Origin of the sequence: Bosea sp. (in: a-proteobacteria) (assembly GCA_023910605.1) — a bacterium.
In the GTDB taxonomy this organism is placed as follows: domain Bacteria; phylum Pseudomonadota; class Alphaproteobacteria; order Rhizobiales; family Beijerinckiaceae; genus Allobosea.
In genome coordinates this window covers 2,325,865-2,348,765 of sequence record JAAVVV010000001.1, presented here as the reverse complement: position 1 = coordinate 2,348,765, position 22,901 = coordinate 2,325,865, and the positions used below count along the sequence as shown (strand labels likewise).

Sequence of the window (22,901 nt, the reverse complement as noted above, 5' to 3'; positions counted from 1 at the left end):
TCACTTTCCCAATGATTACAGCAGCATGATTCATCTTGCCGCAGATCGACATCATCCCGTCAGCAAGGGTCGCCGCACCTTTGTCGGACGGATCTTCTTCCAGTCCATCCCGGCCAGAAGAGCCATCAGCTGCGAATGGTCCAGGCGAATGCGAGCCGCCGATAGGGCAGGCCAGCAAAAGCCTTGCTCCTCAAGCGTCTTCGAATAGAGACAAACGCCGCTGCCATCCCACCACACGATCCGAACACGGTCCGCACGTTTCGACCGAAACACGTAAAGCGCGCCGTTGAACGGGTCGAGGCCGCCATCCCGGACAAGCACCATCAGGGATGCGGCACCTTTACGAAAGTCGACGGGCTGGCACGACACGTAAACGACGACACCCAGGCCAATCATGCTTTGCGCACCGCCCTCAGTATCACGGTCAGATGATCCGCATCGATGTCGCCGCCAACGCGGACAACCGTATCCCGAATGACAATCTCCACAGCCCAGTTGCCAGCCGCCTCGACGCGCGCAAACTTCACCTCATCGTGCGCAACGGGCATGGCTTTGACCGCCCCGGATGCCCGGGCCTGTCGCCGCCATCCATAAAGCTGCGAAGGGTCAACCCCGGCAGAACGCGCAATCGCCGAAACATTCGCACCAGGCAACAGCGTCTGGGAAATCAGTCGTGCCTTCTCGTCGACCGACCAATCACGTAGCCTGCGCCTCGTCCGCACCGGCGCTGCCGTCAAAACCTCAAAAACTCGATCTTGATTCATACTCTCGCTCATAGGATTCCCCACATGATTCACCGGGAAAATGAGCGATCAGAACACCAAAAGATACGTGGGGCTGCCTACACGCTTACCGTCAGGTTATCGTGAGTCCATGTCATTCGAAAGCCTCCCTTCAGCTGAATCCGATACGCCGAGTGAACCCCTTGTCCGCGTTCGCCGCATTCATCGGCGCGATCTCAGCCGCACCTGGGAATTCCTCAAGCTGGTCTTCCGGGAGGTGAACCGCACCACGGTGGAGTTCCAGCGCCCGACCTCCAAGAAGCGCTTTCTGGAGCGCTATGAGGAGAAAGGCGTAGAGCAATTGCTGTTCGTGACACGGATCGACGGCAAGGAGCAGATCATAGGCTATGCGGAATGCGCCGAGGCCATCATCGGCACCGATAGCTGGATGAACGAGCGCTATTTCCGCAATCGCGAGATGCATCCGCTCTATGTCGAGGAACTGGCCGTGCATCCTGCTTATCAGGGCCGCGGGCTCGGCTCCTTCGTCATGGAGCAGCTCGAGCATCTGGCCCGCGTGCGCGGCTGCTCGCATCTGGTTCTCGAGGTCGCGGAGAACAATGACCGGGCGCTGCAATTCTACAAGGCGCGCAACTTCACCAAGCTCGACGCCGCCATCTTCATGGCCAAGAAGGTGCTGACCGATGCCGAGATCCTGCCTCCTCGGCCGTTGAGCCCGCCACGGAAGTGAGGGCCGGCATTTTCGCCGGGGTGTGTCAATGGCGGCGCAATTTCCTTCAGGGCACCGAACTCGGGTTAACGGCGGTTTTCGGGTTGTTGCAATTGTGATTCGGTGCGGGGTCTGATTCGGAGCCCCGCGCATGAGCCTCGCCTTTGCTGTTTTTCCGTGAAAAGCCGCGTCTGAAGGCGCTTCTGGATCATTTTTCGACCATTGAGGACCCGCGCGAGGCGTGGCGGGTCGCGCATCCCTTGCGTGAGGTGCTGCTCCTCGTGGTGTGCGGATCGATGGCGGACTGCGACCATTATGAGTCCATCGCTGCCTGGGGCGAGGAGATACGATCGGGCGTGTTCGACTGAACGGGGTGGCCTAAAGGTCGCCACGGTCCCAGTTCAGGGCCGCGATCCGCGGATCGGCGGCGAAGGTTCCACGCGGAAACTCAAGACCCTGTCGGGGGAACTCGCATATGGCCTGGACACCGGATGGGCTCAAGCGAATGCGCCAAGTTTGCCGTTCAAGGATCTGCCGGTCGACCGGTGCAGGACTTGCGAAGGCGCGGCACATCAGGATCGCGAGATTTGCGCCTCGATCCGGATCGCGCACCGACTGGTAGCGGATCACGTCAGCGTCTGCCGCTCGGGCAGCGTCAGCGAAGGTCTGGCAAGGACCGTAGTCCGTGACATCCGTCCAGAGGAGGCTGTCGTGCGAGAGCGGTTCGCTCATCAGATCGAGCAGCCGCACGCTCGATACCGCAGCCGAGAACGCCGTGTATTCGGCTGCGTCAGACGGCCATGGCGTGGCGGGCGACTCGGCAAAGAACAGGAGCCGGTAGAACGCCATCTCGGCGACAGCGGTCGCCGGGTGTTCCGCAGCGTAGTAGACGCCGAGCGTGCGCCCTGCGCGCCGAAAGCGGGACCCTGCCGGATAGATAGCGCCATAGCGGAACGGCGTCGCCAGCAGGAAATCGAGATGGCGGCAGTCCGGCGGGATCGCGGGTTTCGTCTCCTCGATCAGGTCTTCGAGCAAGGACTGTTCGGCGAGCGTGTCGGTCAGCTTCAGGGTCGAGACGCGGTGCTGGGCCTCGACGAGACGCCAGCACGCGCCGTCGAAGCGCCGGAACTCAGACGAGAGCGCGACGCGCGTCCAGATAGGCGATGACATCGACGAGCCCGCTCACGGTTTGCAGCTTCTCGATCGGCCGGGCGTCGAGAGCGGTGTTGGGATTGACGAGCCAGCTTGCCGCGACCCTGTCGTCGCCTCCCGCAATCGCGTCGAGGGAGCGGAACAGGCGCACGAAGAGGACCGCCAGCTCGAACGGCTTCGTCCCAGGCTCAAGACCGAATTCCCCGCGCTTCATGCGCGAGACCGTCGCCTCGCTGACACCGATGACGGTGGCGAGGATCCGGGCGGTCACGCCCAACTGATCCGCGGCACGAAGAACAGCCTTGGTGACGACCGGGCCGGCTTCCGGGCGGGCGGCGGCGGACAGAAGGACTGTCATAGGCGTCTCCTTTCTGGATAAACTATATGGCATGAAAATTCCTAAGGAAAGGGAAATCAGTGGAGGCCTTCCGTGCTGCGCTCGACGTCCTGTTCGCGGATCCGAACCTTGGCGAGCATGCGCTGTGGCTGGCCGGCGGCGTCGGCCCCGGCGTCGCCGTACGCGTCATCCGCCGCCGCCTGGCCCGGCAAGAAGAGGCTGCCGAGGAAGCGTCATATCCTTGCGCCGTGCCAGAACTGCGTTTGATCTCGCGCGATATGGTCGGTCCAGAGCGCCCCAGATGCCCGGCTATCCAGCGACAACTCCGACCTTCATTCAGATGCCGATGAATGAAATTGCGTTCCTCACCGCTGAGGTGATTGTAAACTTGGCCCATCAATCAACCGATAATCCGTCAGGTGATGCACTTCAAATGTGAGACGGCCTTCTCTATCCACATACTAATTGCCACGTACATTACGTAGCGTTATAAGAAAAAAATGTACCCAATGGAAGGCGGGTATTTCGGGCGATGACATGGGAAGCCGCGATCAAAGCCGGAATATGGATTGTTTGCCTATCGCCGATATGGGGCGCGTTCGTATGGGTAGCTTGGGAAGGTTCAATTAGGCCGCGCTTTATCCCTGAAGCCGAAATCAACGCTTTGGCCAATGCCCACATTGCCCGCTACGGTGAACGCGCGGCTGAAATGGCATTCATAGAGGAAGATAGAGCATGGCGTTACAGCGATTTCTTCGCTCAAGGAAAATGGAAGCGCGTTCGCCAAGCGATTGACCGTCTATCGTGCGGGCCGTGAAAGAAACGGCTCAACCGAGTTCAATGCATTTTCGATGAACTTGCGCCGTTGCTGTTCTTCAAGCAGGGCCACAATTTCAGCGTCGGTGAGTTCGGCATAGTCTACGGTGAGCGCTTCTTCGCGCTGAAGGATCATTTCACGCGGCACCAACGACGCAACCAAGCGAAGATAGGTCGCCGGGTCTTTCTGGCGAAGCTGCGATATGGCCTCAGCGCCATGTTCAGCGAAATCATCGACAACGACGGAAAGCAGTACATCGGATAACTTGTTTCGCGATCCTTTTGGCCCATCAATCAACCGATAATCCGTCAGGTGATGCACTTCAAATGTGAGACGTCCGCACGAATTTTTTGAAGAAGTCTTCGATTTCAATCAGGAAACCTTTTTGCGGGTTGGTGGTCTTGTTGAATTCAAAAGCCCTTAATACGGCTGGCTTCCATAGCCGTAGCTTTGCTCTATCAAAGTGAGGTATGACGCCACTGGTCAACCTATTTGCGAGGTGAACCTTTGGCGACCTAGAATAGGGTTTCTCGTGAACTTCCCAAATCCTGTCATATCTGACTGACTGCTTTGTGACTTTAAAACAGACGACAATTTTACCAGCGATGTCGTCCCAGTCCTCAAAGCCGTCGAGACCTTTGCCGTCGGGTTCGCTTACCCTAGCTTCCGCAACAACCTTTTGTGCCGCATCGCTCAGATCGTTGTTGTAAACACATACGTAAATTCCTAATTCTTGCCATGGGTTTTCTTCTAAGAGTCCGTTTGGAAAGTCAGGGATGAGCGTTTCTTCGGATAAGAAGGCCGCCCATGGCGACGTGGATCATGGCGGTTGAGACGTCGATGCGTTTTTCATAGTCGCGGACGAGGCGGCGCCAGCGCATCATCCATCCGAAGGTCCGCTCGACGACCCAGCGCCGGGGCAGAACATGGAAGCCCTTCTGCTGCTCGGAGCGCCGGATGATCTCGATGACGAAGTTGAGATAGGCGGCCTTGTCCATCAAGGTCAGGCGGTCGTAGGCGGCGTCGGCGAAGAGATGCTTCACCCAGGGCCAGCGCTTGCGGATGGCATCGAGGATGGCTTGCGCACCGGCGCTGTCGGAGATGTCGGCGGTCGTCAGATTGACCATCAAGAGCCGTCCGTCGGTATCGACCGCGATATGTCGCTTGCGGCCGCGTATCTTCTTGTTGGCGTCGTAACCCCTTGTTTTGGCTTGCGGAGCCTTGACCGACTGGCTGTCGATCACCGCCGCCGTGGGGCTTGCCTCGCGACCAACCCGCTCCCGGTCGAGCATCAGCTCGACATCGTGGATGGTCTGGAACAGGAAGCGCCGCGCCAGTTCGCGGAACCAGCCGTAAACCGTTCGCCAATGGCCGAAATGATGAGGCAGCATCCGCCAGCCGCAGCCCGAGCGCACCAGATAGCGCACGGCGTTGATCACCTCGCGGAAGTCCGTCTCCCGAGGCCGTCCCGTCCGTCCGGGTTTGGGCATCAAGGGCGCGATCCGGGCCCACTCCTCGTCCGTCAGGTCGCAGGGATAGCGCTTCGTCTTCTTGGCGATCTTGGCCATCCGGCCCCGGTTCTCATGTGTCCACATCCGTAATGTGAATCACATTCGCCAGCCCACCGAAACACCAATCGCCGACTTTCCAAACAGTCTCTAAGGAGTTAAAGTTATCATAGAGGTCAATGTTATTTAAATCCGAGACTCTCTGAATAAGTCTCCGTCTGCTATTAAATAGTTTCTCTGCAAGGGTGAGATCATCGTCGGAAGCGGGACGAGATTTGTTCCAGATATCGTCAAAATTTTCCTTTAAAAAGGCGATTTGAGATGCGTCCGATAGCTCAACGTTAGTTTCGTGCCAGCCGGACAGGACTTCACCTTGCAACGATAGGCCATTCGCTGATGCGTTCGACGAGCCAACAAAGGCGACGTCGTCAAAAAGATAGATCTTCGAATGAAGAGTATCGAGATGGCGGACCTCGAAACCAATGTCGATCAGCTCCCGGATGACCTTTGGGCTTGTTCCCCCCATGGTCAAGTTGCAGATGATGCGTGCCTTCCTGATCTCGGAAAGGCCCAAAGCCTTTATGGACCCCGCTCCCCAGAAAGCGACGGCGAAGTCCATGGCGGTGGCAGAGCTCGCAATTTTGAGGATGCGCTCTCGTAGCTGAGGTCCGTTTAGAATGTTCACGATGTCTAACCTTCAATTTGATCTTTTTGAATTTGGATGATGCGTCGGAGTCCCGCTAACCCATCTTATTCACGACGGAGTTCTTTCTGGGTTGGTGGATGTAGCGTAAAGGTATGATATCGTTTAAGATTTGGCTGTTTACACCAATACCGGCCACGCCATCTCCGCAAGCCACACCCGCCATGACTGACGTTACGATACTTCCCTTCACTTTTCCAGCCGTGGGAGGCAGGAAAATCACAGCCGCTTTTGACGGCGGTTCCAGGGAGATAGGATGAGCTGACTGCCCCTCTCTCTCATCGGCTATGGCTTGCAGCTCCAGATCGTCAAACCGTTCGAGCAAAGCCTCATAGGCCTTGGCTGGAATGCAGTAACAGGCGGGCCGGTTGCGGTTCAACACGGCGACGGGAAAACCTTACGCAGCAGCCACGACACCCATGGGGTTTCGCTTGAACTCGGTGATGCTGGCAACGGTTTCCGCATGAATCTGGTGCACAATGAACTCCTCCGCCGAGCGTCAGACAACTTCGCCTTCAGGTTTCTGCCTTCGGAATGAAGGTAACGCCCGGCAATCCATCAAAATGCGCATCGCATGTCAGAAGCCCGGCGCCATGTCGCAGAGCCGTGGCGTAGATCACGGCATCGGCCGTCGCCAGCTTGTACTGGCGGGACAGGTTCGCGGCATCAATCGCAGTGGCGGTGTCCAAAACTGCCACGACGCATTTTTGCGTGTAGGCGATGAATTCGTCGGCAACTTCTTCGCCCCGCTCCCGCAGGAGCCACCTGGTGAGTTCGTGCTGCACGATCGTCGGCACCAGCAAGTCGCTCTTAACTGGCATTTTCTGAGCAAGCTCAGCGGTCAAAGGGCCGTCGACGAGCCACTCGATCCACGCCGAAGAGTCGATGGCCAGCATCAATAGCGGTCCTTGCGGTCCCGGTAGTTCGAGGGGTCTGCGCCTTTCGCCAGCCCTTTCAGATCTTCAAGGCTCGGAACCGGCATCAGCAGGACACCCTTTCCCTTGGGGATGAAGACGAATTCCTGGCCGGCGTTCCAATGCTGCCCGGTGCGCACGGCCTTGGGGATCGAAATCTGGAACTTTGTCGAAAGCGTTGCTGTGTCGGACATGAGCCTTGCCACCCCTGATCGATATGTATCTGGTAAGAAAATAACACGGAACCCCTTCAGCAGGAAGGCCCAACAGGTTGCGTCATGCCCTCGAAACGCGAAACCGTCCTTGGCGCGGTGAAGGCGCTTGTCGCTGCTGCCCTGCCGGGCGCGGACCTGAAGCGTAACCTCGCCAAGCCGGAGCGCATTCCGCCGGGTGGACTGATCGTGATCCGCGATGGCGATCCGGGCGAGCAGGACGTCACGCTCTCGCCGATATCCTACCTCTACGCCCACCGCATTCCCGTCGAGATCGTCGCTTTCGAGAGCGCGACGCTCACGCGCGAGGAAGTGCTCGACGGCATGCTCGCCGCCATCGGTGCGGCGATCGTCGCCAACCGACAGCCCGGTGGGCTTGTCGACTGGATCGAGGCCGAGGCCCCGACCTCCGACGACATTGTTCGGGCCCCGCTGTCGTTGATCGATCTGAACCGCTTAATTCTGAACGATTTCAACTTCATGCAGGGAAATCCGCCCAATTCCTTCAAACTATCTCAGAGATAGAACATTCGCGCCAAGTCCAAGACTTTCGCGCGCCTATCAGCTTCTCCATACTCAGCTACACCCAGTCGTTGAGCCACAGGTGTCGCACTTCAGGCAGGTGCCATTGCGGACCAGCGTGAAGTTGCCGCACTCGCCGCATGAGTCGCCGACATAGCCCTTCATGATGGCTTCGGCGCGCTTGTCGGCGGCGGTGCGGCTCTGCGGGGCAGCGGAGGCGAAGCCGAGCTTGGCGAGTTCGGCTTCGGTCAGCGTCACCTCCATGTTCGGCTCTGGCTTGAGCGCGGTCGCGCCCATGGTCATGCCGGCCGCGACGCCGCCAAAGGGCGCGGCGGGAGATACCGACACGGCCGAGGCCGGGAGGGCCGCGCCGGCGCCGCCGGAGATCAGCATCAGCTTGTCCGTCTTCGAGCGCAGCAACCCCTTGGATACGGCCTGCTGGGCCGCAGTCTGGGCCGGCGCGCCAAGCTCGGACTGTGCTTCGCCCTTGCCGAGCACGGTGTTGCCGATCTCGCCCGGATCGACATGCGCGAGATCGTAGCGCTGGAGATAGGAGATGGCGAGTTCACGGAAGACATAATCGAGGATCGAGGTCGCGTTCTTGATCGCCTCGTTGCCCTGCACGAAGCCCGCCGGCTCGAAGCGGGTGAAGGTGAAGGCCTCGACATATTCCTCCAGCGGCACGCCATATTGCAGGCCCAGCGACACCGCGATGGCGAAATTGTTCATCAGGCTGCGGAAGGCGGCGCCTTCCTTGTGCATGTCGATGAAGATCTCTCCGATGCGGCCGTCATGATATTCGCCGGTGCGCAGATAGACCTTGTGGCCACCCACCACCGCCTTCTGGGTGTAGCCCTTGCGGCGATCGGGCAGGCGCTCGCGCTCGCGGTTGCGCTCGACCCGCTCGATGATGCGCTCGACGATCTTCTCGGAGAGCGCGGCGGCCTTGGCGGCGGCCGGCATGGCCAGCAGGGCCTCCACGGCATCCTCGCCCTCGTCATCCTCATCGGCGATGAGCGCGGCGTTGAGCGGCTGGCTGAGCTTGGAGCCGTCGCGATAGAGCGCGTTGGCCTTGAGAGCCAGCCGCCAGGACAGCATGTAGGCGTTCTTGCAATCCTCGACCGTGGCGTCGTTGGGCATGTTGATGGTCTTGGAGATCGCGCCCGAGATGAAGGGCTGCGCCGCCGCCATCATGCGGATGTGGCTCTCCACCGAGAGATAGCGCTTGCCCAGGCGTCCGCACGGATTGGCGCAATCGAACACCTTGTAGTGCCCGGCCTTGAGGAACGGCGCGCCCTCAAGCGTCATCGCACCGCAGACGTGCACGTTCGCGGCTTCGATGTCGGCCTTCGAGAAGCCGAGATGGCCAAGCAGGTCGAAGCTCGGTTCGTTCAGCTTTTCGGTCGGGACCTTGAGCGTGCCGGTGAGGAAATCCTCGCCCAGCGTCCACTTGTTGAAGACGAACTTGATGTCGAAGGCGCTCTTCATGCCCTTCTCGACCGCGTCAATCTTCTCCGGCGTGAAGCCCTTCGCCGCGAGCGTGGCGTGGTTGATGGCCGGAGCCTGGGCGATCGAGCCATGGCCCACGGCGTAGACCTCCATCTCGGCGATCTGCGCTTCGGAATAGCCGAGGCTGCGCAGCGCGTCGGGAACGGCGCGGTTGATGATCTTGAAGTAACCGCCGCCGGCAAGCTTCTTGAACTTCACCAGCGCGAAATCGGGCTCGATGCCGGTGGTGTCGCAATCCATCACCAGGCCGATCGTGCCGGTTGGCGCGATCACGGTAGCCTGCGCATTGCGGTAGCCATGGGCAGAGCCGAGCTCGAGCGCGCGGTCCCAGGCAAGCCTGGCGCGCTCCACGAGCACGGGCTCGGGGCACGAGGCGTGGTCCAGCGGCACGGGCGCTACCGACAGGCCCTCATAGCCCGTAGCCTCGCCGTGGGCGGCGCGGCGGTGATTGCGGATCACGCGCAGCATGTGCTCGGTGTTGGTCTTGCCATCGGCGGACTTGCGCACCGCGCCGGGGAACGGACCCAGCTCGCGCGCCATCTCTGCCGAGGTGGCATAGGCTACGCCGGTCATGATCGCGGTCAGCGCGCCGCCAAGCGCCCTGCCCTCATCGGAATCATAACCCAGGCCCATCGTCATAAGCAGCCCGCCGATGTTGGCGTAGCCGAGGCCGAGCGTGCGATATTCATAGGACAATTCCGCGATCGGCTTTGACGGAAACTGCGCCATCATCACCGAAATCTCGAGGACCATCGTCCAGAGCCGGCACAGATGCTCATAGCCGACATAGTCGAAGGCGCGGGCCTGACGGTCGTAGAACTGCAGCAGGTTGGCCGAGGCCAGGTTGCAGGCGGTGTCGTCGAGGAACATGTACTCCGAGCACGGATTGGAGGCGCGGATAGGCCCCGAGGCCGGGCAGGTGTGCCAGTCGTTCATCGTGGTGTTGAAGTGCAGGCCGGGATCCGCCGAGGCCCAGGCGGCATGCCCGATCTTCTCCCACAACTCGCGAGCCTTCAGCGTCTTGGTGACCTTGCCCGTCGTGCGAGCCGTCAGCTGCCAGTCGCCACCGGCTTCGACCGCGCGCAGGAAGTCATCCTTGATCGAGACGGAGTTGTTGGAGTTCTGCCCGGCGACGGTGTTGTAGGCCTCCGAATCCCAATCTGTGTCGTAGGTGTCGAACGAGATGTCCGTGTAGCCCTGCTTGGCGAACTGGATCACCCGCTTGATGTAGTTGTCCGGCACCATGGACCGGCGGGCGAGCTTGATCTCCTTCTTCAGGACGGGGTTCTTCTCCGGATTGAAGCAGTCATCGCCATTGCCTTCGCAGTTCACGCAGGCCTTCATCACGGCCTTCATGTGCTTCTGGACGATCTTCGAGCCGGTCACGAGAGCTGCGACCTTCTGCTCTTCCTTCACCTTCCAGTCGATGTAGGTCTCGATATCCGGATGGTCGGCGTCGACCACGACCATCTTGGCGGCACGCCGGGTGGTGCCGCCCGACTTGATCGCGCCGGCCGCGCGGTCGCCGATCTTGAGGAAGCTCATCAGGCCCGAAGAGCGCCCGCCCCCGGCCAGCCGTTCGCCATCGCCGCGCAGCGCCGAGAAATTGGAGCCCGTGCCCGAACCATACTTGAACAACCGCGCCTCGCGGACCCACAGGTCCATGATGCCGCCTTCATTCACCAGATCATCGGCCACGCCCTGGATGAAGCAGGCATGGGGCTGGGGGTGCTCATAGGAGGACTTCGAGCGGGTCAGCTTGCCGGTCTGCCAGTCCACGTAGAAATGGCCCTGGCTGGGGCCGTCGATGCCATAGGCCCAGTGCAGGCCGGTGTTGAACCATTGCGGCGAGTTGGGCGCGACCATCTGCTGGGCGAGCATGAAGCGCAACTCGTCGAAGAAGGCCCGGGCATCGTCCTCGGAGGTGAAGTAGCCGCCCTTCCAGCCCCAGTAGGTCCAGCAGCCAGCGAGCCGGTCGAAGACCTGCTTGGACGAGATCTCGGAACCGTAGCGCTTGTCTTCGGGGAGACGGGCGAGAGCCTTCTCGTCCGCCACAGAGCGCCACAGGAAGGACGGGACACCGTTCTCCTCGACCTTTTTCAGGGCCGCCGGAACGCCGGCCTTGCGGAAATACTTCTGCGCAAGCACGTCGGAAGCCACCTGGCTCCACACCTCCGGCACCTCGACCCCTTCAAGCCGGAACACCACCGAGCCGTCCGGATTGCGAATCTCGCTCACCGTCTCGCGAAATGCGATCGGTGTGTAGGGCGACGCTCCGGCGGTGGTGTAGCGGCGGTCAATCTTCATCTCGTCAATCCTTCAAAAATGCTTTGGGCACGACAATGCACCGCTTCCCCACGGTGCGGCGCAGCGTCAGCCCTGTTGTGATGCCCCTGTCGGCGCCCGGTTGTCTCCAGGCCCTTCCGGTGTCAATCGCCCGCAAGTCTCGCAGCGCTGGCGCCCCAAGTCGCGGAGGCCCGAACGGGCCATTCGCGCAAGCTGCGGGACGACATCTCTTCAAGTCCGTCCGACCCGACTTGGGCCGGCCGCGCTGCGGACAACGCGACCATCCAAACCTAGGCCCAGGGCCGTCGAACGTCAAGGTTTTGTACATGGAATGTAACGCCAGCACTACATGTGGTGTGTCGCTGTGGATGTTGGGGATAACCTGCAAGGGCTGGCGTTAAGCGCCGGTAATGCCAGCGAGAATCACGCCCGCCGCGGAAACATGAGGCTTTCGCGGAGCGTGGCAAAGCCCTTTCCGCGCAGCCTGCCGCCGCCATTCCATGGTTAATCAAGGGTATCCATAGCCGCTTCGCACATCACGCGAGGGCACGGCCATCAAACCTCTGTCCTGCCAACAACATCAGCCGTCGAGAGCGATTATCTCGGAAGCCGGAGCCGCCCGAATCAACATCCGGAATGCGGGGGCCAGTCGCGAATCGGTTTCGAGGCGCACGCCACGCCGTCGCGTCCAGGGCGAGCGCGCTGGACATGACGGCGCGCTGAGGCCATAACCGCGCGCAGAAGTCCGGAACCGGTCAGGCGGTCGGCGCATGCGCGCCGGGTGACATCCGGCGGGCACGACAGACCCTCGATGCGAGGCGCACATGAAGACCTTCCTGCTGCAGTTCTTCACCTGGTGGAATGGCCAGACCCTCGGCACCCGCTTCAACACCTGGCGCCATGGCGAGCTGGTGGGCAAGGATGAGTTCGGCAACGTCTATTACCGCACCAAGGGCCGCAAGCTGGATCCTGCGCTGGGCCATGAGCGCCGCTGGGTGATTTTCGAAGGGCTGGCCGAGCCGTCGCGCATTCCGCCCGGCTGGAAGGGCTGGCTTCAGCACACGGTCGATGTCGCGCCTTCGGAGGAAAGCTACAAGGCGCGCAGCTGGCAGCGACCGCACCGCGCCAACATGACCGGCACCGACGAGGCCTATCGCCCCGCAGGCTCCGCGGTGAACACGTCCGTGCATCCGAAGTCAGAAGGCGCCTACGAGGCGTGGACGCCGGGCCGCTGAAGCGGCCGCCCTTGCGGTCATGGCCCCGGCGACGCGCCTGAGCGGCGCCGCGCACGGTCAAGGTGTAATCATGGTGCGTTGAGTCGCGTATTTGTCGGCCCCGGGGCGGCAGCCGTCCTGGCGCCGTCATGCAAGAGCAGCCTTGCCAGAGCAGAGACACCGAATGAACCGAGCCTTCTCCACCCTTGCGCTCTCGGCCCTCGCACTGGCCATGTCGCAAGCCCCTGCGCTGGCTGACCGCATCCGCAATCCGATCGCGGTGTTCTCGGGCCTCGACAAGATCACCGGCCGCATCATCGCCTTCGAAGTCAACATTGACGAGACCGTGCAGTTCGGCTCGCTGCAGATCACGCCGCGCGTGTGCTGGACCCGGCCTGCCACCGAGCAGCCCCAGACGACATCCTTCGTGGAGGTCGACGAGGTCGGCTTCAACAACGATTATCGCCGCATCTTCTCAGGCTGGATGTATGCCGCGAGCCCCGGCCTGCATGGTGTGGAGCATGCCATCTACGATGTCTGGATGACGGATTGCAAAGGCGGGACCGAGGTCATCGTGGAGCCGCGCGAGCCCAGCGCGGATGCTGTCGAACTGCGGCGGGATCGGCAGCAGAGGCCGCAGCGGCCCGCCGCAATGGCGCCGGCCACCGATGGGCGAATCGATGTGAGGCCGCCCCAGGGCGTTCCTGTCGCGCCGCAGCAGCCGACGCAGCGGTTCTTCCCGACCAATCCGTCGCAAACGCCGCAGCGACAGATCTTCCGTGAACCAGCCAACAACTGACGCTCATCGCTTCGCGCGATTGTCGTCGATCGCGCGCAGGGCCTCCGCTCCGCCGAGGCCCACGCCAGCAGCCGCCCAGTCGCCCCAGCCGCTTTCGATCGCCAGCGCCAGAGCGGCCTGATAATCGGCGCGCCCCACTTCGCGTGTGCCGAACTGGGAGAGGTGCGCGGTCTGGAACTGGGTATCGAGCAGCATGTAACCGCCGCGGATGAGCCGGGCAACCAGATGCACGAGGGCGACCTTCGAGGCATCGGTCTGCAGGTGGAACATGCTTTCGCCGAAGAAGGCGCGTCCGAGCGACACCCCGTAAAGGCCGCCCACCAGCATCCCGCCGGACCAGGCCTCGACCGTATGGACGTAACCGCGTCGAAACAATTCGCCATAGAGCGCGCGGATGCGGCCATTTATCCAGGTTTCGCCGCGCCCCGCCTTGGCTGCGGCGCAACCGGCGATTACGCCAGCAAAGTCGGTGTCGCTGCGGATCTCGTAAATGTCCTGCCGGACGGTCCGCGCGAGGCGACGCGGCACGTGGAAATCATCGAGCGGCATGATTCCGCGGATCTCCGGATCAACCCAGAACAGGCCGGGATCGTCCGCGCCCTCGGACATGGGGAACATACCTGCCGCATAAGCGTGCAACACGATGTCCGGTGTAACTTTCACGCTCATGCAGCAGCGTTTCCGGACGTAACATCGGATGAGCCGCAGGCATGCATCGGCTTGGTTTTTGCTGCCATGATGTAGCCAGACCTCCCCGCCAGACCGTCAACCATACGATGCAGTTATGGACTGCTGTACCTGAGCTGCCTCATCATTGTCATGGACGGAGGTCAATTGTGGCGTCGGAAAACCGCGATCATACGCCCCGACATGTTGCCTCGTCGAGCATAGGCTTGCCGGATGAGCTGCTGAAGGCTCCCTGAAAAAGCAGCGACACCGTGCCAACTCTCAACCCATGCAGAGCAAACGCCCTGCTGCGCGCACCGGCCGAGGCGGCCAGTCACATCCTGAAGACGCCAAAGCGCGTCGGTGGGATCGGCGCGTTCAGGCAGGCGGAGAAGGCCAGCGCCAGCACGCGCCGCGTCTCGGATGGCAGGATGATGCCGTCATCCCACAGCCGCGCGGTTGCGTGATAGGGGTTGCCCTCGGTTTCGTACTGCTCGCGCACCGGCGCCTTGAAGGCTTCCTCCTCCTGCGCGCTCCAGATCTTGCCTGCAGCCTCGATATTGTCGCGGCGCACGGTGGCGAGCACGCTCGCCGCCTGCTCCCCGCCCATGACGGAGATGCGGCTGTTGGGCCAGCTGAACAGGAAGCGCGGCGAATAGGCTCGGCCGCACATGCCGTAATTGCCGGCCCCGAACGAGCCACCCACCAGCACCGTGATCTTCGGCACCTGCGCGCAGGCCACAGCCGTTACCAGCTTGGCGCCGTCCTTGGCGATGCCGCGGGCCTCGAAGTCGCGACCTACCATGAAGCCGGAGATATTCTGCAAGAACAGCAGCGGGATGCGACGCTGGCAGCACAGCTCGATGAAATGCGTGCCCTTTTGCGCGCTTTCCGAAAACAGGATGCCGTTATTGGCGATGATGCCGATCGGCATGCCATGGAGCCGGGCAAAGCCTGTCACCAGCGTGACGCCATAGCGCGCCTTGAACTCATCGAAGTCGGAGCCGTCCACCAAACGGCCGATGACCTCGCGAATGTCATACTGCTTGCGCAGGTCCGTGGGCACGATGGCTTCCAGTTCGGCCGGATTGAGCAGGGGCTCCGCCGCGTCGGACAGCGCGATCGACGGGCTCTTCACCGTGCCCAGCGTGCCGACGATGCGGCGCGCCAGCGCCAACGCATGCTGATCGTCGGCGGCAAGATGGTCTGCAACGCCGGAAAGGCGCGTATGCACGTCTCCTCCGCCGAGATCTTCGGCGGACACCACTTCGCCGGTCGCAGCCTTGACCAGCGGCGGGCCGCCCAGAAAGATCGTTCCTTGCCGGCGCACGATGATCGTCTCGTCGGACATGGCCGGCACGTAAGCGCCGCCGGCGGTGCACGAGCCCATCACCACCGCGATCTGCGGAATGCCGAGCGACGACAAGGTGGCCTGGTTGTAGAAGATGCGGCCGAAGTGCTCCCGGTCGGGGAAGACATCGGTCTGGTGCGGCAGGTTCGCGCCACCCGAATCCACCAGATAGACGCAAGGCAGGTGGTTCTCGCGCGCGATCTCCTGCGCGCGCAGATGCTTCTTCACCGTCATGGGATAGTAGGTGCCGCCCTTGATGGTGGCGTCGTTGCACACCACCATCACCTCTCGGCCGGAGACCCGGCCGATGCCGGCGATCATCCCCGCGCCATGGATGTCGTCACCATACATGCCGAAGGCCGCAAGTGCGCCTATCTCCAGGAAGGGAGAGCCGGGATCGAGAAGCGTGGCGACCCGTTCGCGCGGGAGCAGCTTGCCGCGCGCGGCGTGGCGCTCGCGCGCCTTCGCGTTGCCGCCGGCGGCCGCAGTCCCGCGCCGCTCAAGAAGCTCGGCTCGCAACCGCTCCCATTCGGAGGCGCAGACTCTTGCGTCCGCCGCGTTCACGTCGATGGTGCTGGTCACGACAGCCATGAGCCGACCCTTCTCAGATGGTGGCCGGTTATGGCGCGGGCTGGTCCCCCGCGCAACGGCGCAGGACTGCACGGTCAGGAAGCGGAACGTGGCACTGCGACGATCGGGGGGATTACTGCGTGCGCCGCAAGGTGCCGGTCACAGTGGGAGCGGCGACCGCGCCGATCGCGCCACCTGCAATCGCGCCGATCGGGCCGGCCACCAAGGCCCCCGTCCCTGCACCAGCCGCCGCGCCGGCAATGCGCTGATCGGTGGTCGTGCAAGCCGCAAGGCCGAGGGCGACAATCGCGAGCGCTGCTACTTTGATCATGATGTGCATCCTTTGAATCACTGATTCCGCAGAATCGATGATTCCATCACAGGGTGAATGAAGCCTTTCCCTGGCTTCAGGCGGCGAAGCGCCGCCTGCTTCGGGGCGTCGGCGGGTGCGGCGATCCGGGCGGCGCGTTTCACGCGCGACCCCCGGAGCCGGGCCGGCATCATCGAGCCCGCTTTCATCAAGCACTCGACCTTCGCAAGGGTTCGCCGCAGACCACATGCGGTTCCGTTTGCGCGGTTAGATCAGCCAGTTTCTGTCACGGCGAGCATGATGGCTTTCGAGCCAGGCCGCCCTGTCGCCGACCTCGACCTGCTTTTGCCTGCTGCCGGCCATGATCAGGCTGTGATCGAGATGGTCGGGCCGAAAAGGCTCTCGAAGGCTTTGCGCAGCGCCATGTCCGTTTCCGTCATCGACACTGTCAACCCGAGATCCGCCAAAGAGGTCACCCCGTGCAGTTGCACCCCACAGGGCACGATTCCGTCGAAATGGCTGAGGTCTGGCTCCACATTCAGTGAAACGCCGTGGAAAGAAACCCAGCGCCGGACGCGGATGCCGATCGCCGCAATCTTGTCCTCCGCCATCATTCCTTCCGGCGCGCCCGGCGGCGGGGCGCGGTCCGGCCGCCTCACCCACACCCCCACCCGATCCTCGCGGGTCTCCCCGGCGACGTTGAACGCCGCCAGCGTCTCGATCAACCAGGCCTCGAGGCTGGCCACGAAACGGCGCAGGTCTGGGCCCCGCCGCCTGAGGTCCAGCATGACATAGGCCACGCGCTGGCCGGGCCCGTGATAGGTGTATTGCCCTCCCCGACCCGCCTCGAACACAGGAAAGCGCTCCGGCGCGATCAGGTCGTCACTTCTGGCGGAAGTGCCCGCCGTGTAAAGAGGCGGATGCTCAAGCAGCCAGACGAGTTCGGGCGCCGCTCCATCAGCGATCGCCGCGACGCGCTCCTCCATGGCGCGGACGGCGTCGGGATAGGCCACGGGGCCGTCGCTGATGCGCCACTCCACCGGCGCTCCGGCTGAAGAATTCAGCTGAGCGAGGCCTTTTCGCGATGTGAGATTCACAACCGGTTAACCTTGTCCGCCGCACTGTACCGCAGGCATTCATGTGGCAAGTCCGCGTGCAGGAGGCAAGCGTTGCAGACCGATCTTGACAAGGTGCTGATCGATGTCAGCGTGATCCTTGGCCAGACCATCATGCCGGTCCACAAGCTGCTGCGCATGGGCCGCGGCGCGGTGGTCGAGCTCACCACGAGCGAGGCGGATTTCGTCGAAATCGTCGCCAATGGGCATGTCTTCGCCATGGGCCAGGTGATCGTGTCCGGCACGCGAATCCAGATCGAGGTCACGGAGCTGCTAAAGCGTCCCCGCATCATACGCGAGGTCTATCGACCCGAGGAACCGGAGCCCGAACCCGGGCCCGATGCCATCGCAGCCTGACGTCGCCGCGAGGTTTTCGTGCTTGTGGCGGTGACGGTGATTTGCTAAGCCGCGCTCGCTGCCTTCGCGTTGCGACGCAACCAGGGGCTTCCCGCGGCCATGGCGGAATTGGTAGACGCGCTAGCTTGAGGTGCTAGTTGGGAAACTAGTGGAGGTTCGAGTCCTCTTGGCCGCACCAAATCTGGGCGAAAGCCTGTGAGACGGCGATCCTGCAAGGGTCGCCGTCTTGCGTTTGGGCACAGCCCGGTACAGCTCTGGCGCCGGGGATATGATCGGCCAACGGCCGGTTTCGCGCCTTTGCAGCGTTGTCAATCCAGCCCCGGTTTGCGACAAGTCCGTCGATCATCCCCCGGGCGCCAGGACGGAACCGCATGCTGGACGAGCGAGCCAACGCAGCGCAGCAATCCTTGCCACTCGCCTTCAGGGACGAGGATGGCGAGATTGAAGCTGCGTTCGTGGCGCGTGTCGAGGATTTCGTCGCGGCGGGCGATCATGATGGCCTGTTGGCTCTGGCGGGCGCCTTGCACGAGGCAGACCTTGGCGCTCTTCTGCAGGCGCTCGATGCCGATGACCGGCCCAAGCTGATCGAGACGCTTGGAGCAGACTTCGACTTCACGGCGCTGACCGAGGTCGACGACGCCATCCGCGAGGAAATCCTCGAGGAACTCGAGCCCGAGACCGTCGCAGAGGGGATGCGCGAGCTCGACTCCGACGATGCTGTCTACATCCTCGAAGACATGGATGAGGCCGACAAGGCGGAAATCCTCGACAAGATGCCGGCCACGGAGCGGATCGCGCTCCAGAAAAGTCTCGATTACCCGGAGGGCAGCGCCGGGCGCCGCATGCAGACCGAGGTGATCGCGGTGCCCCCTTTCTGGACCGTGGGTCAGTCGATCGACTTCATGCGCGACACGCAGGACCTGCCGGAAACCTTCTACGAGATTTATGTGGTCGATCCTTCGCAGCGCTTCGTTGGAGCGGTAGCGCTCGACAAGCTCCTGCGCACAAAGCGTCCCGTGAAGATGGCGGCGCTTGCCGACCCTGACCGCAGGACGATCAAGGCGACGGATGAGCTCACCGACGTGGCGCAGATCTTCAAGCGCTACAATTTCGTCTCGGCGCCGGTGATCGATGCGGCGGAACGGCTGGTCGGCGTGATGACCATCGACGACATCGTCGACATCATCGACGACGAGGCGGACGAGGAGATCAAGGCGCTTGGCGGCGTCAAGGCGGATGAGGAACTTTCGGATACCGTGCCCGCGATCGCGCGAAGCCGTTTCCAATGGCTTTTCGTCAATCTCCTTACCGCCTTCTTCGCAGCGGCCGTGATGAAGCTCTTCGAAGGCAGCCTGGAGAAGATGGTGGCTCTGGCCGTGCTTGCCCCGGTGGTGGCCAGCCAGGGCGGCAATGCCGCGACCCAGACCATGACGGTGGCCGTGCGGGCGCTTGGCACGGGCGAACTCGGCAACTTGAACATCAACCGTTTCGTGAAGCGCGAATTGCTCGTGTCGTTCATCAACGGCGCGGCCTTCGCCCTCATCACGGGCGCGGTGGCGGGCCTCTGGTTCGGCAATCCTCAACTCGGCGTGGTGATCGGGCTTGCGATGATGGCGAATCTGTTCGCCGCTGCCGTCGCGGGCGCCGCGATTCCCATCATGCTGGACAGGGTTGGCATCGACCCGGCCGTGTCATCCGGCACCTTCGTCACCACGGTGACGGATGTGGTCGGCTTCTTCGCTTTCCTGGGGATCGCGACGCTCTGGTTTGGCCTGTAGCGCGCCGCAATCAGCGCGCGCGATAGGGTGCCACGCCCTGATCGGGCAGCCACAGGCCCTGCGGCGGGGCGGCCGTTTGCCAGAACACGTCGATCGGGATGCCGCCGCGTGGATACCAGTAGCCGCCGATGCGCAGCCATCGCGGCTCGAGCAGGGCCGCCAGCCTCTTGCCGATGCCGATGGTGCAGTCTTCGTGGAAAGCGCCATGATTGCGGAAGCTGGTTAGGTAGAGCTTCAGCGATTTCGATTCGACCAGCCAGTCACCGGGCACATAGTCGATGACGAGGATGCCGAAATCGGGCTGACCGGTGACAGGGCAGATCGAGGTGAATTCGGGCGCGGTGAAGCGCGCCAGATATTCCGTGCCGGGGTGGGGGTTGGGGACACGGTCAAGGACGGCCTCTTCCGGCGATGCGGGAATGGTGGAGGATTGTCCGAGGTGGACGGTCGATGGACTGGCCATGGCGGCTCCTGGTGACGACACACGGGCCTTTTGGCAGGCTCGACACCCAAGCGCAACTCATCGCCGCCGCGCTTTCGATCAGGCGTCCGTCGCCCTGGATGGAATGCCGGGTTTGGCGAGCCCCCCGCTGCGTTGCCCAGGCGGAACCCTTGCGCCAGTTGCCCAATCGACGTAACCGAAGCCCTCAACCATTCACCCCCATAAGGGAGCTGCCCATGACCGCGATCATCGACATCAGCGCTCGCGAGATTCTCGACTCGCGCGGCAATCCGACCGTAGAAGTCGACGTGATCCTGGAGGATGGCTCCATGGGCCGCGCCGCCGTGCCATCAGGCGCTTCCACCGGCGCGCATGAGGCCGTCGAGCTGCGCGATGGCGACGCCTCCCGCTATGGCGGCAAAGGCGTTCTGAAGGCTGTGGCCGCCGTCAACGAAAGCATCGCGGAAGAACTTGTCGGGCTGGAGGCCGAGGAGCAGGTGCTGATCGACGAGGCCATGATCAAGCTCGACGGCACGCCCAACAAGGCCAGGCTCGGCGCCAATGCGATTCTCGGCGTATCTCTTGCCGTGGCCAAGGCTGCTGCCGACGCATCCGCCCTGCCGCTCTATCGCTATGTCGGCGGCACGCAGGCCCGCACCCTCCCCGTTCCGATGATGAACATCATCAATGGCGGCGCTCATGCCGACAATCCCATCGACTTCCAGGAATTCATGATCATGCCGACCGGCGCGCCGACGCTGGCCGAAGCGGTGCGCTGGGGTTCCGAGATATTCCAGACCCTCAAGGGCGCGCTCAAGAAAGCCGGCCACAATACCAATGTCGGGGATGAGGGCGGCTTCGCGCCGAACCTCGCATCCGCTGAAGCGGCGCTGGACTTCGTGATGCAGGCCATCACCAGGGCGGGCTTCAAGCCGGGCGAGGATGTGCATCTGGCGCTCGATTGCGCCGCGACGGAGTTCTTCCAGAACGGCGTCTATGACTATCACGGCGAAGGCAAGAAGCGCCCGATCGCCGAGCAGGTCGATTACCTCACATCTCTGGTCGCCGCCTACCCGATCGTCTCGATCGAAGACGGCATGTCGGAGGATGACTGGGAGGGCTGGCGGATGCTGACCTCGCGCATCGGCGCGTCCTGCCAGCTCGTAGGCGATGACCTGTTCTGCACCAATGTCGAGCGCCTGACCCGCGGCATCAAGGGCGACTATGGTAACGCCATCCTGATCAAGGTGAACCAGATCGGCTCGCTGACCGAGACATTCAACGCGATCGACACCGCACAGCGTGCCGGCTTCCGGGCCGTGATGTCGCATCGCTCGGGCGAAACCGAGGATTCGACCATCGCTGACCTCGCCGTCGCCAGCAATTGCGGGCAAATCAAGACAGGTTCGCTCTCCCGTTCCGACCGCACCGCGAAGTACAACCAGCTCATCCGCATCGAGCAGGAGCTGGGCTCGCAGGCGCTCTATGCCGGCAAGGCCGCGCTGAAGGCCCTCGCCTGACCGCACAGGCGGCCGGACTTTCGCATGCGGCGCGCACGCAGCCATGCGTTGCGCGCCGTTTTCAATGACGGCGCGCTCATGTCTTATCGCCATGGGCGCACGGCGGATCGCATGGCATTTCTGACGAACCTCTCGAAACGGCACCTTGCTTTCGCCGGCATGGCCTTCGCGATGCTGATCTACGGCTCGAACTTTGTGGTCAGCCGGCATGCGGTGCTCAACGGCTTGTCAGCGCACGACCTGCTGGCGCTGCGATTTGCACTGGCGGGCCTGATTCTTCTGCCGGTCTTCGGGCTCACGGGCTGGCGTGATTGCGCGGGCATCGGCTGGGGCCGCGGGCTTGCGCTCACGGCAATGAGCGGCTTTCCCATGAGCTGGCTGATGCTCACCGGGCTGACCATGGCGCCCGCCGCCCATGGCGCGTCAATCGGCCCGGGCACCGTGACCCTCATCGGCATCATCGGCGGCGTCATGATGTTCGGCACGAAGCTGAGCCGGCCGCTTGTCATCGGCATCGCCGTGGTGCTGTCAGGTCTGGCCTGCCTCGCGGTGGCTGGCGCCAAGCCCTCGGCCGCGACGCCGGACATGCTGTGGGGCGATCTGTGCTTCCTCGGGGTTGGCCTGCTCTGGGGCTTCTATCCGCTGATGCTGACTCGCTGGAAGACTGACGGGCTCAAGGCGACGGCCATCGTTTCGGTTCTGTCGATCGCCTACCTGCCATTTTACGCGCTGTTCTTCTTCCGTGGCTTCGATGTGGCGCCCTGGTGGGTGCTGCTGGCCCATGGGCTCAACCAGGGCCTGCTGAACGTGGTGATCGGGCTCTGGGTCTGGGCCTGGGCGGCCAAGATCATCGGTGTGGGCGTCGCTGGCCGGTTCCCGCCCATGATCCCGGTCGTCGGAACCATTATGGGCATGCCGATCCTCGGTGAATGGCCGGGGCCGCTCCAGCTTGCGGGCATAGGGCTCATCGTAAGCGGGCTGCTCATGGCCGCCTGGAAGCCGGCGCCCAAGCCCCGGCATGACGCGACGCCGGCCTGAATGCTGCACCCGATCAGCGGCGCGAAGTATCTCGCGCCGGCTCCTCAATGACGCGATACTCCACATCCTCGATGTCCGGGCCGGGCGGCTTGCGCGTCGCATGCCGGCGGTCCACGCCTGGCCGAGGCGTCGACAGGCCCGCGCCGCTCAGCACGCGCTCGATGCGCTTGCGCATCACGAAGGCCGTGACCCCGCCCGCGAGCAGCACGACCGGCAAAAGCAGCACCGCAAGCGCGCTGATGACCAGGAACATGGCGATGCCCAACGCGGCGCTGCCGGCCGCCATGAGCCCGAAGGCCCAGCTGGGCATGGTCACCGATTTCCGGCGC

24 protein-coding genes, 1 tRNA gene and 3 pseudogenes are annotated in these 22,901 nt (G+C 62.8%); 10 read left to right on the top strand and 18 right to left on the bottom strand.

The window, feature by feature from the left end; genetic code table 11:
• Positions 1 to 51: 51 nt before the first annotated feature.
• Complete coding sequence (gene tnpB / locus HEQ16_11310) at positions 52 to 396, bottom strand: IS66 family insertion sequence element accessory protein TnpB (GenBank protein MCO4054615.1); 345 nt, start codon at positions 394 to 396, stop codon at positions 52 to 54.
• Positions 393 to 776 (bottom strand): transposase, encoded by a 384-nt coding sequence (locus HEQ16_11305; protein ID MCO4054614.1) that lies wholly within the window; start codon positions 774 to 776, stop codon positions 393 to 395. Before HEQ16_11305 ends, tnpB begins: the two co-directional genes overlap by 4 nt.
• Positions 777 to 873: 97 nt before the next feature.
• On the opposite strand from HEQ16_11305, the gene HEQ16_11300 reads away from it, so the two are divergent.
• Positions 874 to 1,473 carry a GNAT family N-acetyltransferase gene (locus HEQ16_11300; protein MCO4054613.1) on the top strand — a complete coding sequence of 200 codons (600 nt, stop codon included), beginning with the start codon at positions 874 to 876 and terminating at the stop codon, positions 1,471 to 1,473.
• 143 nt (positions 1,474 to 1,616) lie between these two features.
• Positions 1,617 to 1,793 (top strand): annotated as a pseudogene (locus HEQ16_11295) (transposase family protein).
• Positions 1,794 to 1,830: 37 nt separating this feature from the next.
• Here HEQ16_11295 and HEQ16_11290 read toward each other — a convergent pair.
• The 9 genes and pseudogenes from HEQ16_11290 to HEQ16_11250 all read right to left on the bottom strand — a co-directional run bounded on the left by HEQ16_11290 (position 1,831) and on the right by HEQ16_11250 (position 7,077).
• A complete protein-coding gene (locus HEQ16_11290; protein ID MCO4054612.1) occupies positions 1,831 to 2,622 on the bottom strand; it encodes an RES family NAD+ phosphorylase in 792 nt (263 codons plus the stop codon).
• A complete protein-coding gene (locus HEQ16_11285; protein MCO4054611.1) occupies positions 2,582 to 2,962 on the bottom strand; it encodes a DUF2384 domain-containing protein in 381 nt (126 codons plus the stop codon). Before HEQ16_11285 ends, HEQ16_11290 begins: the two co-directional genes overlap by 41 nt.
• A 22-nt stretch (positions 2,963 to 2,984) precedes the next feature.
• Positions 2,985 to 3,338 (bottom strand): helix-turn-helix domain-containing protein, encoded by a 354-nt coding sequence (locus tag HEQ16_11280; GenBank protein ID MCO4054610.1) that lies wholly within the window; start codon positions 3,336 to 3,338, stop codon positions 2,985 to 2,987.
• Between the two features lie 402 nt (positions 3,339 to 3,740).
• Positions 3,741 to 4,130 carry a hypothetical protein gene (locus HEQ16_11275; GenBank protein ID MCO4054609.1) on the bottom strand — a complete coding sequence of 130 codons (390 nt, stop codon included), beginning with the start codon at positions 4,128 to 4,130 and terminating at the stop codon, positions 3,741 to 3,743.
• A gap of 398 nt (positions 4,131 to 4,528) precedes the next feature.
• Positions 4,529 to 5,353 carry an IS5 family transposase gene (locus HEQ16_11270; protein MCO4054608.1) on the bottom strand — a complete coding sequence of 275 codons (825 nt, stop codon included), beginning with the start codon at positions 5,351 to 5,353 and terminating at the stop codon, positions 4,529 to 4,531.
• Positions 5,340 to 5,951, bottom strand: a complete 612-nt coding sequence (locus tag HEQ16_11265) for a hypothetical protein (GenBank protein MCO4054607.1) — start codon at positions 5,949 to 5,951, stop codon at positions 5,340 to 5,342. The genes HEQ16_11270 and HEQ16_11265 overlap by 14 nt, the downstream gene beginning before the upstream one ends.
• A 292-nt stretch (positions 5,952 to 6,243) precedes the next feature.
• Positions 6,244 to 6,450: pseudogene (locus HEQ16_11260) on the bottom strand (type II toxin-antitoxin system Phd/YefM family antitoxin).
• Between the two features lie 34 nt (positions 6,451 to 6,484).
• A complete protein-coding gene (locus HEQ16_11255) occupies positions 6,485 to 6,865 on the bottom strand; it encodes a type II toxin-antitoxin system VapC family toxin (protein MCO4054606.1) in 381 nt (126 codons plus the stop codon).
• The gene (locus HEQ16_11250) at positions 6,865 to 7,077 is read right to left on the bottom strand and encodes an AbrB/MazE/SpoVT family DNA-binding domain-containing protein (GenBank protein ID MCO4054605.1); all 213 of its coding nucleotides are present in this window, start codon (positions 7,075 to 7,077) and stop codon (positions 6,865 to 6,867) included. The genes HEQ16_11255 and HEQ16_11250 overlap by 1 nt, the downstream gene beginning before the upstream one ends.
• 84 nt (positions 7,078 to 7,161) lie before the next feature.
• Here HEQ16_11250 and HEQ16_11245 point away from each other — a divergent pair.
• A pseudogene (locus HEQ16_11245) lies at positions 7,162 to 7,515 on the top strand (hypothetical protein).
• A 156-nt stretch (positions 7,516 to 7,671) separates the two neighbouring features.
• Here the strand turns inward: HEQ16_11245 and HEQ16_11240 are convergent.
• A complete protein-coding gene (locus HEQ16_11240) occupies positions 7,672 to 11,433 on the bottom strand; it encodes a vitamin B12-dependent ribonucleotide reductase (GenBank protein ID MCO4054604.1) in 3,762 nt (1,253 codons plus the stop codon).
• 803 nt (positions 11,434 to 12,236) lie between these two features.
• On the opposite strand from HEQ16_11240, the gene HEQ16_11235 reads away from it, so the two are divergent.
• The gene (locus tag HEQ16_11235) at positions 12,237 to 12,647 is read left to right on the top strand and encodes an NADH:ubiquinone oxidoreductase subunit NDUFA12 (protein ID MCO4054603.1); all 411 of its coding nucleotides are present in this window, start codon (positions 12,237 to 12,239) and stop codon (positions 12,645 to 12,647) included.
• Between the two features lie 163 nt (positions 12,648 to 12,810).
• A complete protein-coding gene (locus HEQ16_11230) occupies positions 12,811 to 13,425 on the top strand; it encodes a DUF2155 domain-containing protein (protein ID MCO4054602.1) in 615 nt (204 codons plus the stop codon).
• A 3-nt stretch (positions 13,426 to 13,428) separates the two neighbouring features.
• Here HEQ16_11230 and HEQ16_11225 read toward each other — a convergent pair whose 3' ends face one another.
• From HEQ16_11225 to lipB, 4 genes are all read right to left on the bottom strand, one after another.
• Complete coding sequence (locus HEQ16_11225) at positions 13,429 to 14,094, bottom strand: leucyl/phenylalanyl-tRNA--protein transferase (protein MCO4054601.1); 666 nt, start codon at positions 14,092 to 14,094, stop codon at positions 13,429 to 13,431.
• 331 nt (positions 14,095 to 14,425) lie between these two features.
• Positions 14,426 to 16,033, bottom strand: a complete 1,608-nt coding sequence (locus tag HEQ16_11220) for a methylcrotonoyl-CoA carboxylase (GenBank protein ID MCO4054600.1) — start codon at positions 16,031 to 16,033, stop codon at positions 14,426 to 14,428.
• A gap of 112 nt (positions 16,034 to 16,145) precedes the next feature.
• Positions 16,146 to 16,343, bottom strand: a complete 198-nt coding sequence (locus HEQ16_11215) for a hypothetical protein (GenBank protein MCO4054599.1) — start codon at positions 16,341 to 16,343, stop codon at positions 16,146 to 16,148.
• A 344-nt stretch (positions 16,344 to 16,687) separates the two neighbouring features.
• The gene (gene lipB, locus HEQ16_11210) at positions 16,688 to 17,419 is read right to left on the bottom strand and encodes a lipoyl(octanoyl) transferase LipB (protein ID MCO4054598.1); all 732 of its coding nucleotides are present in this window, start codon (positions 17,417 to 17,419) and stop codon (positions 16,688 to 16,690) included.
• Positions 17,420 to 17,491: 72 nt separating this feature from the next.
• On the opposite strand from lipB, the gene HEQ16_11205 reads away from it, so the two are divergent.
• The 3 genes from HEQ16_11205 (at position 17,492) to mgtE (ending at position 19,572) form a co-directional block, all read left to right on the top strand.
• Positions 17,492 to 17,794: a hypothetical protein gene (locus tag HEQ16_11205; protein MCO4054597.1), complete on the top strand. Its 303-nt coding sequence runs from the start codon at positions 17,492 to 17,494 to the stop codon at positions 17,792 to 17,794.
• A 93-nt stretch (positions 17,795 to 17,887) separates the two neighbouring features.
• Positions 17,888 to 17,972: transfer RNA gene (locus HEQ16_11200), tRNA-Leu, on the top strand.
• Between the two features lie 193 nt (positions 17,973 to 18,165).
• Positions 18,166 to 19,572, top strand: coding sequence for a magnesium transporter (gene mgtE, locus HEQ16_11195; protein ID MCO4054596.1), 1,407 nt, complete (start codon positions 18,166 to 18,168; stop codon positions 19,570 to 19,572).
• Positions 19,573 to 19,582: 10 nt separating this feature from the next.
• Here the strand turns inward: mgtE and queF are convergent, their stop codons facing one another.
• The gene (gene queF / locus HEQ16_11190) at positions 19,583 to 20,035 is read right to left on the bottom strand and encodes an NADPH-dependent 7-cyano-7-deazaguanine reductase QueF (GenBank protein ID MCO4054595.1); all 453 of its coding nucleotides are present in this window, start codon (positions 20,033 to 20,035) and stop codon (positions 19,583 to 19,585) included.
• Between the two features lie 215 nt (positions 20,036 to 20,250).
• On the opposite strand from queF, the gene eno reads away from it, so the two are divergent.
• Together eno and HEQ16_11180 are read left to right on the top strand one after the other, a co-directional pair.
• Complete coding sequence (gene eno / locus HEQ16_11185; GenBank protein MCO4054594.1) at positions 20,251 to 21,534, top strand: phosphopyruvate hydratase; 1,284 nt, start codon at positions 20,251 to 20,253, stop codon at positions 21,532 to 21,534.
• Between the two features lie 111 nt (positions 21,535 to 21,645).
• The gene (locus HEQ16_11180; protein ID MCO4054593.1) at positions 21,646 to 22,572 is read left to right on the top strand and encodes a DMT family transporter; all 927 of its coding nucleotides are present in this window, start codon (positions 21,646 to 21,648) and stop codon (positions 22,570 to 22,572) included.
• Between the two features lie 13 nt (positions 22,573 to 22,585).
• Here HEQ16_11180 and HEQ16_11175 read toward each other — a convergent pair whose 3' ends face one another.
• The gene (locus HEQ16_11175) at positions 22,586 to 22,882 is read right to left on the bottom strand and encodes a hypothetical protein (GenBank protein ID MCO4054592.1); all 297 of its coding nucleotides are present in this window, start codon (positions 22,880 to 22,882) and stop codon (positions 22,586 to 22,588) included.
• Between the last annotated feature and the right edge of the window lie 19 nt (positions 22,883 to 22,901).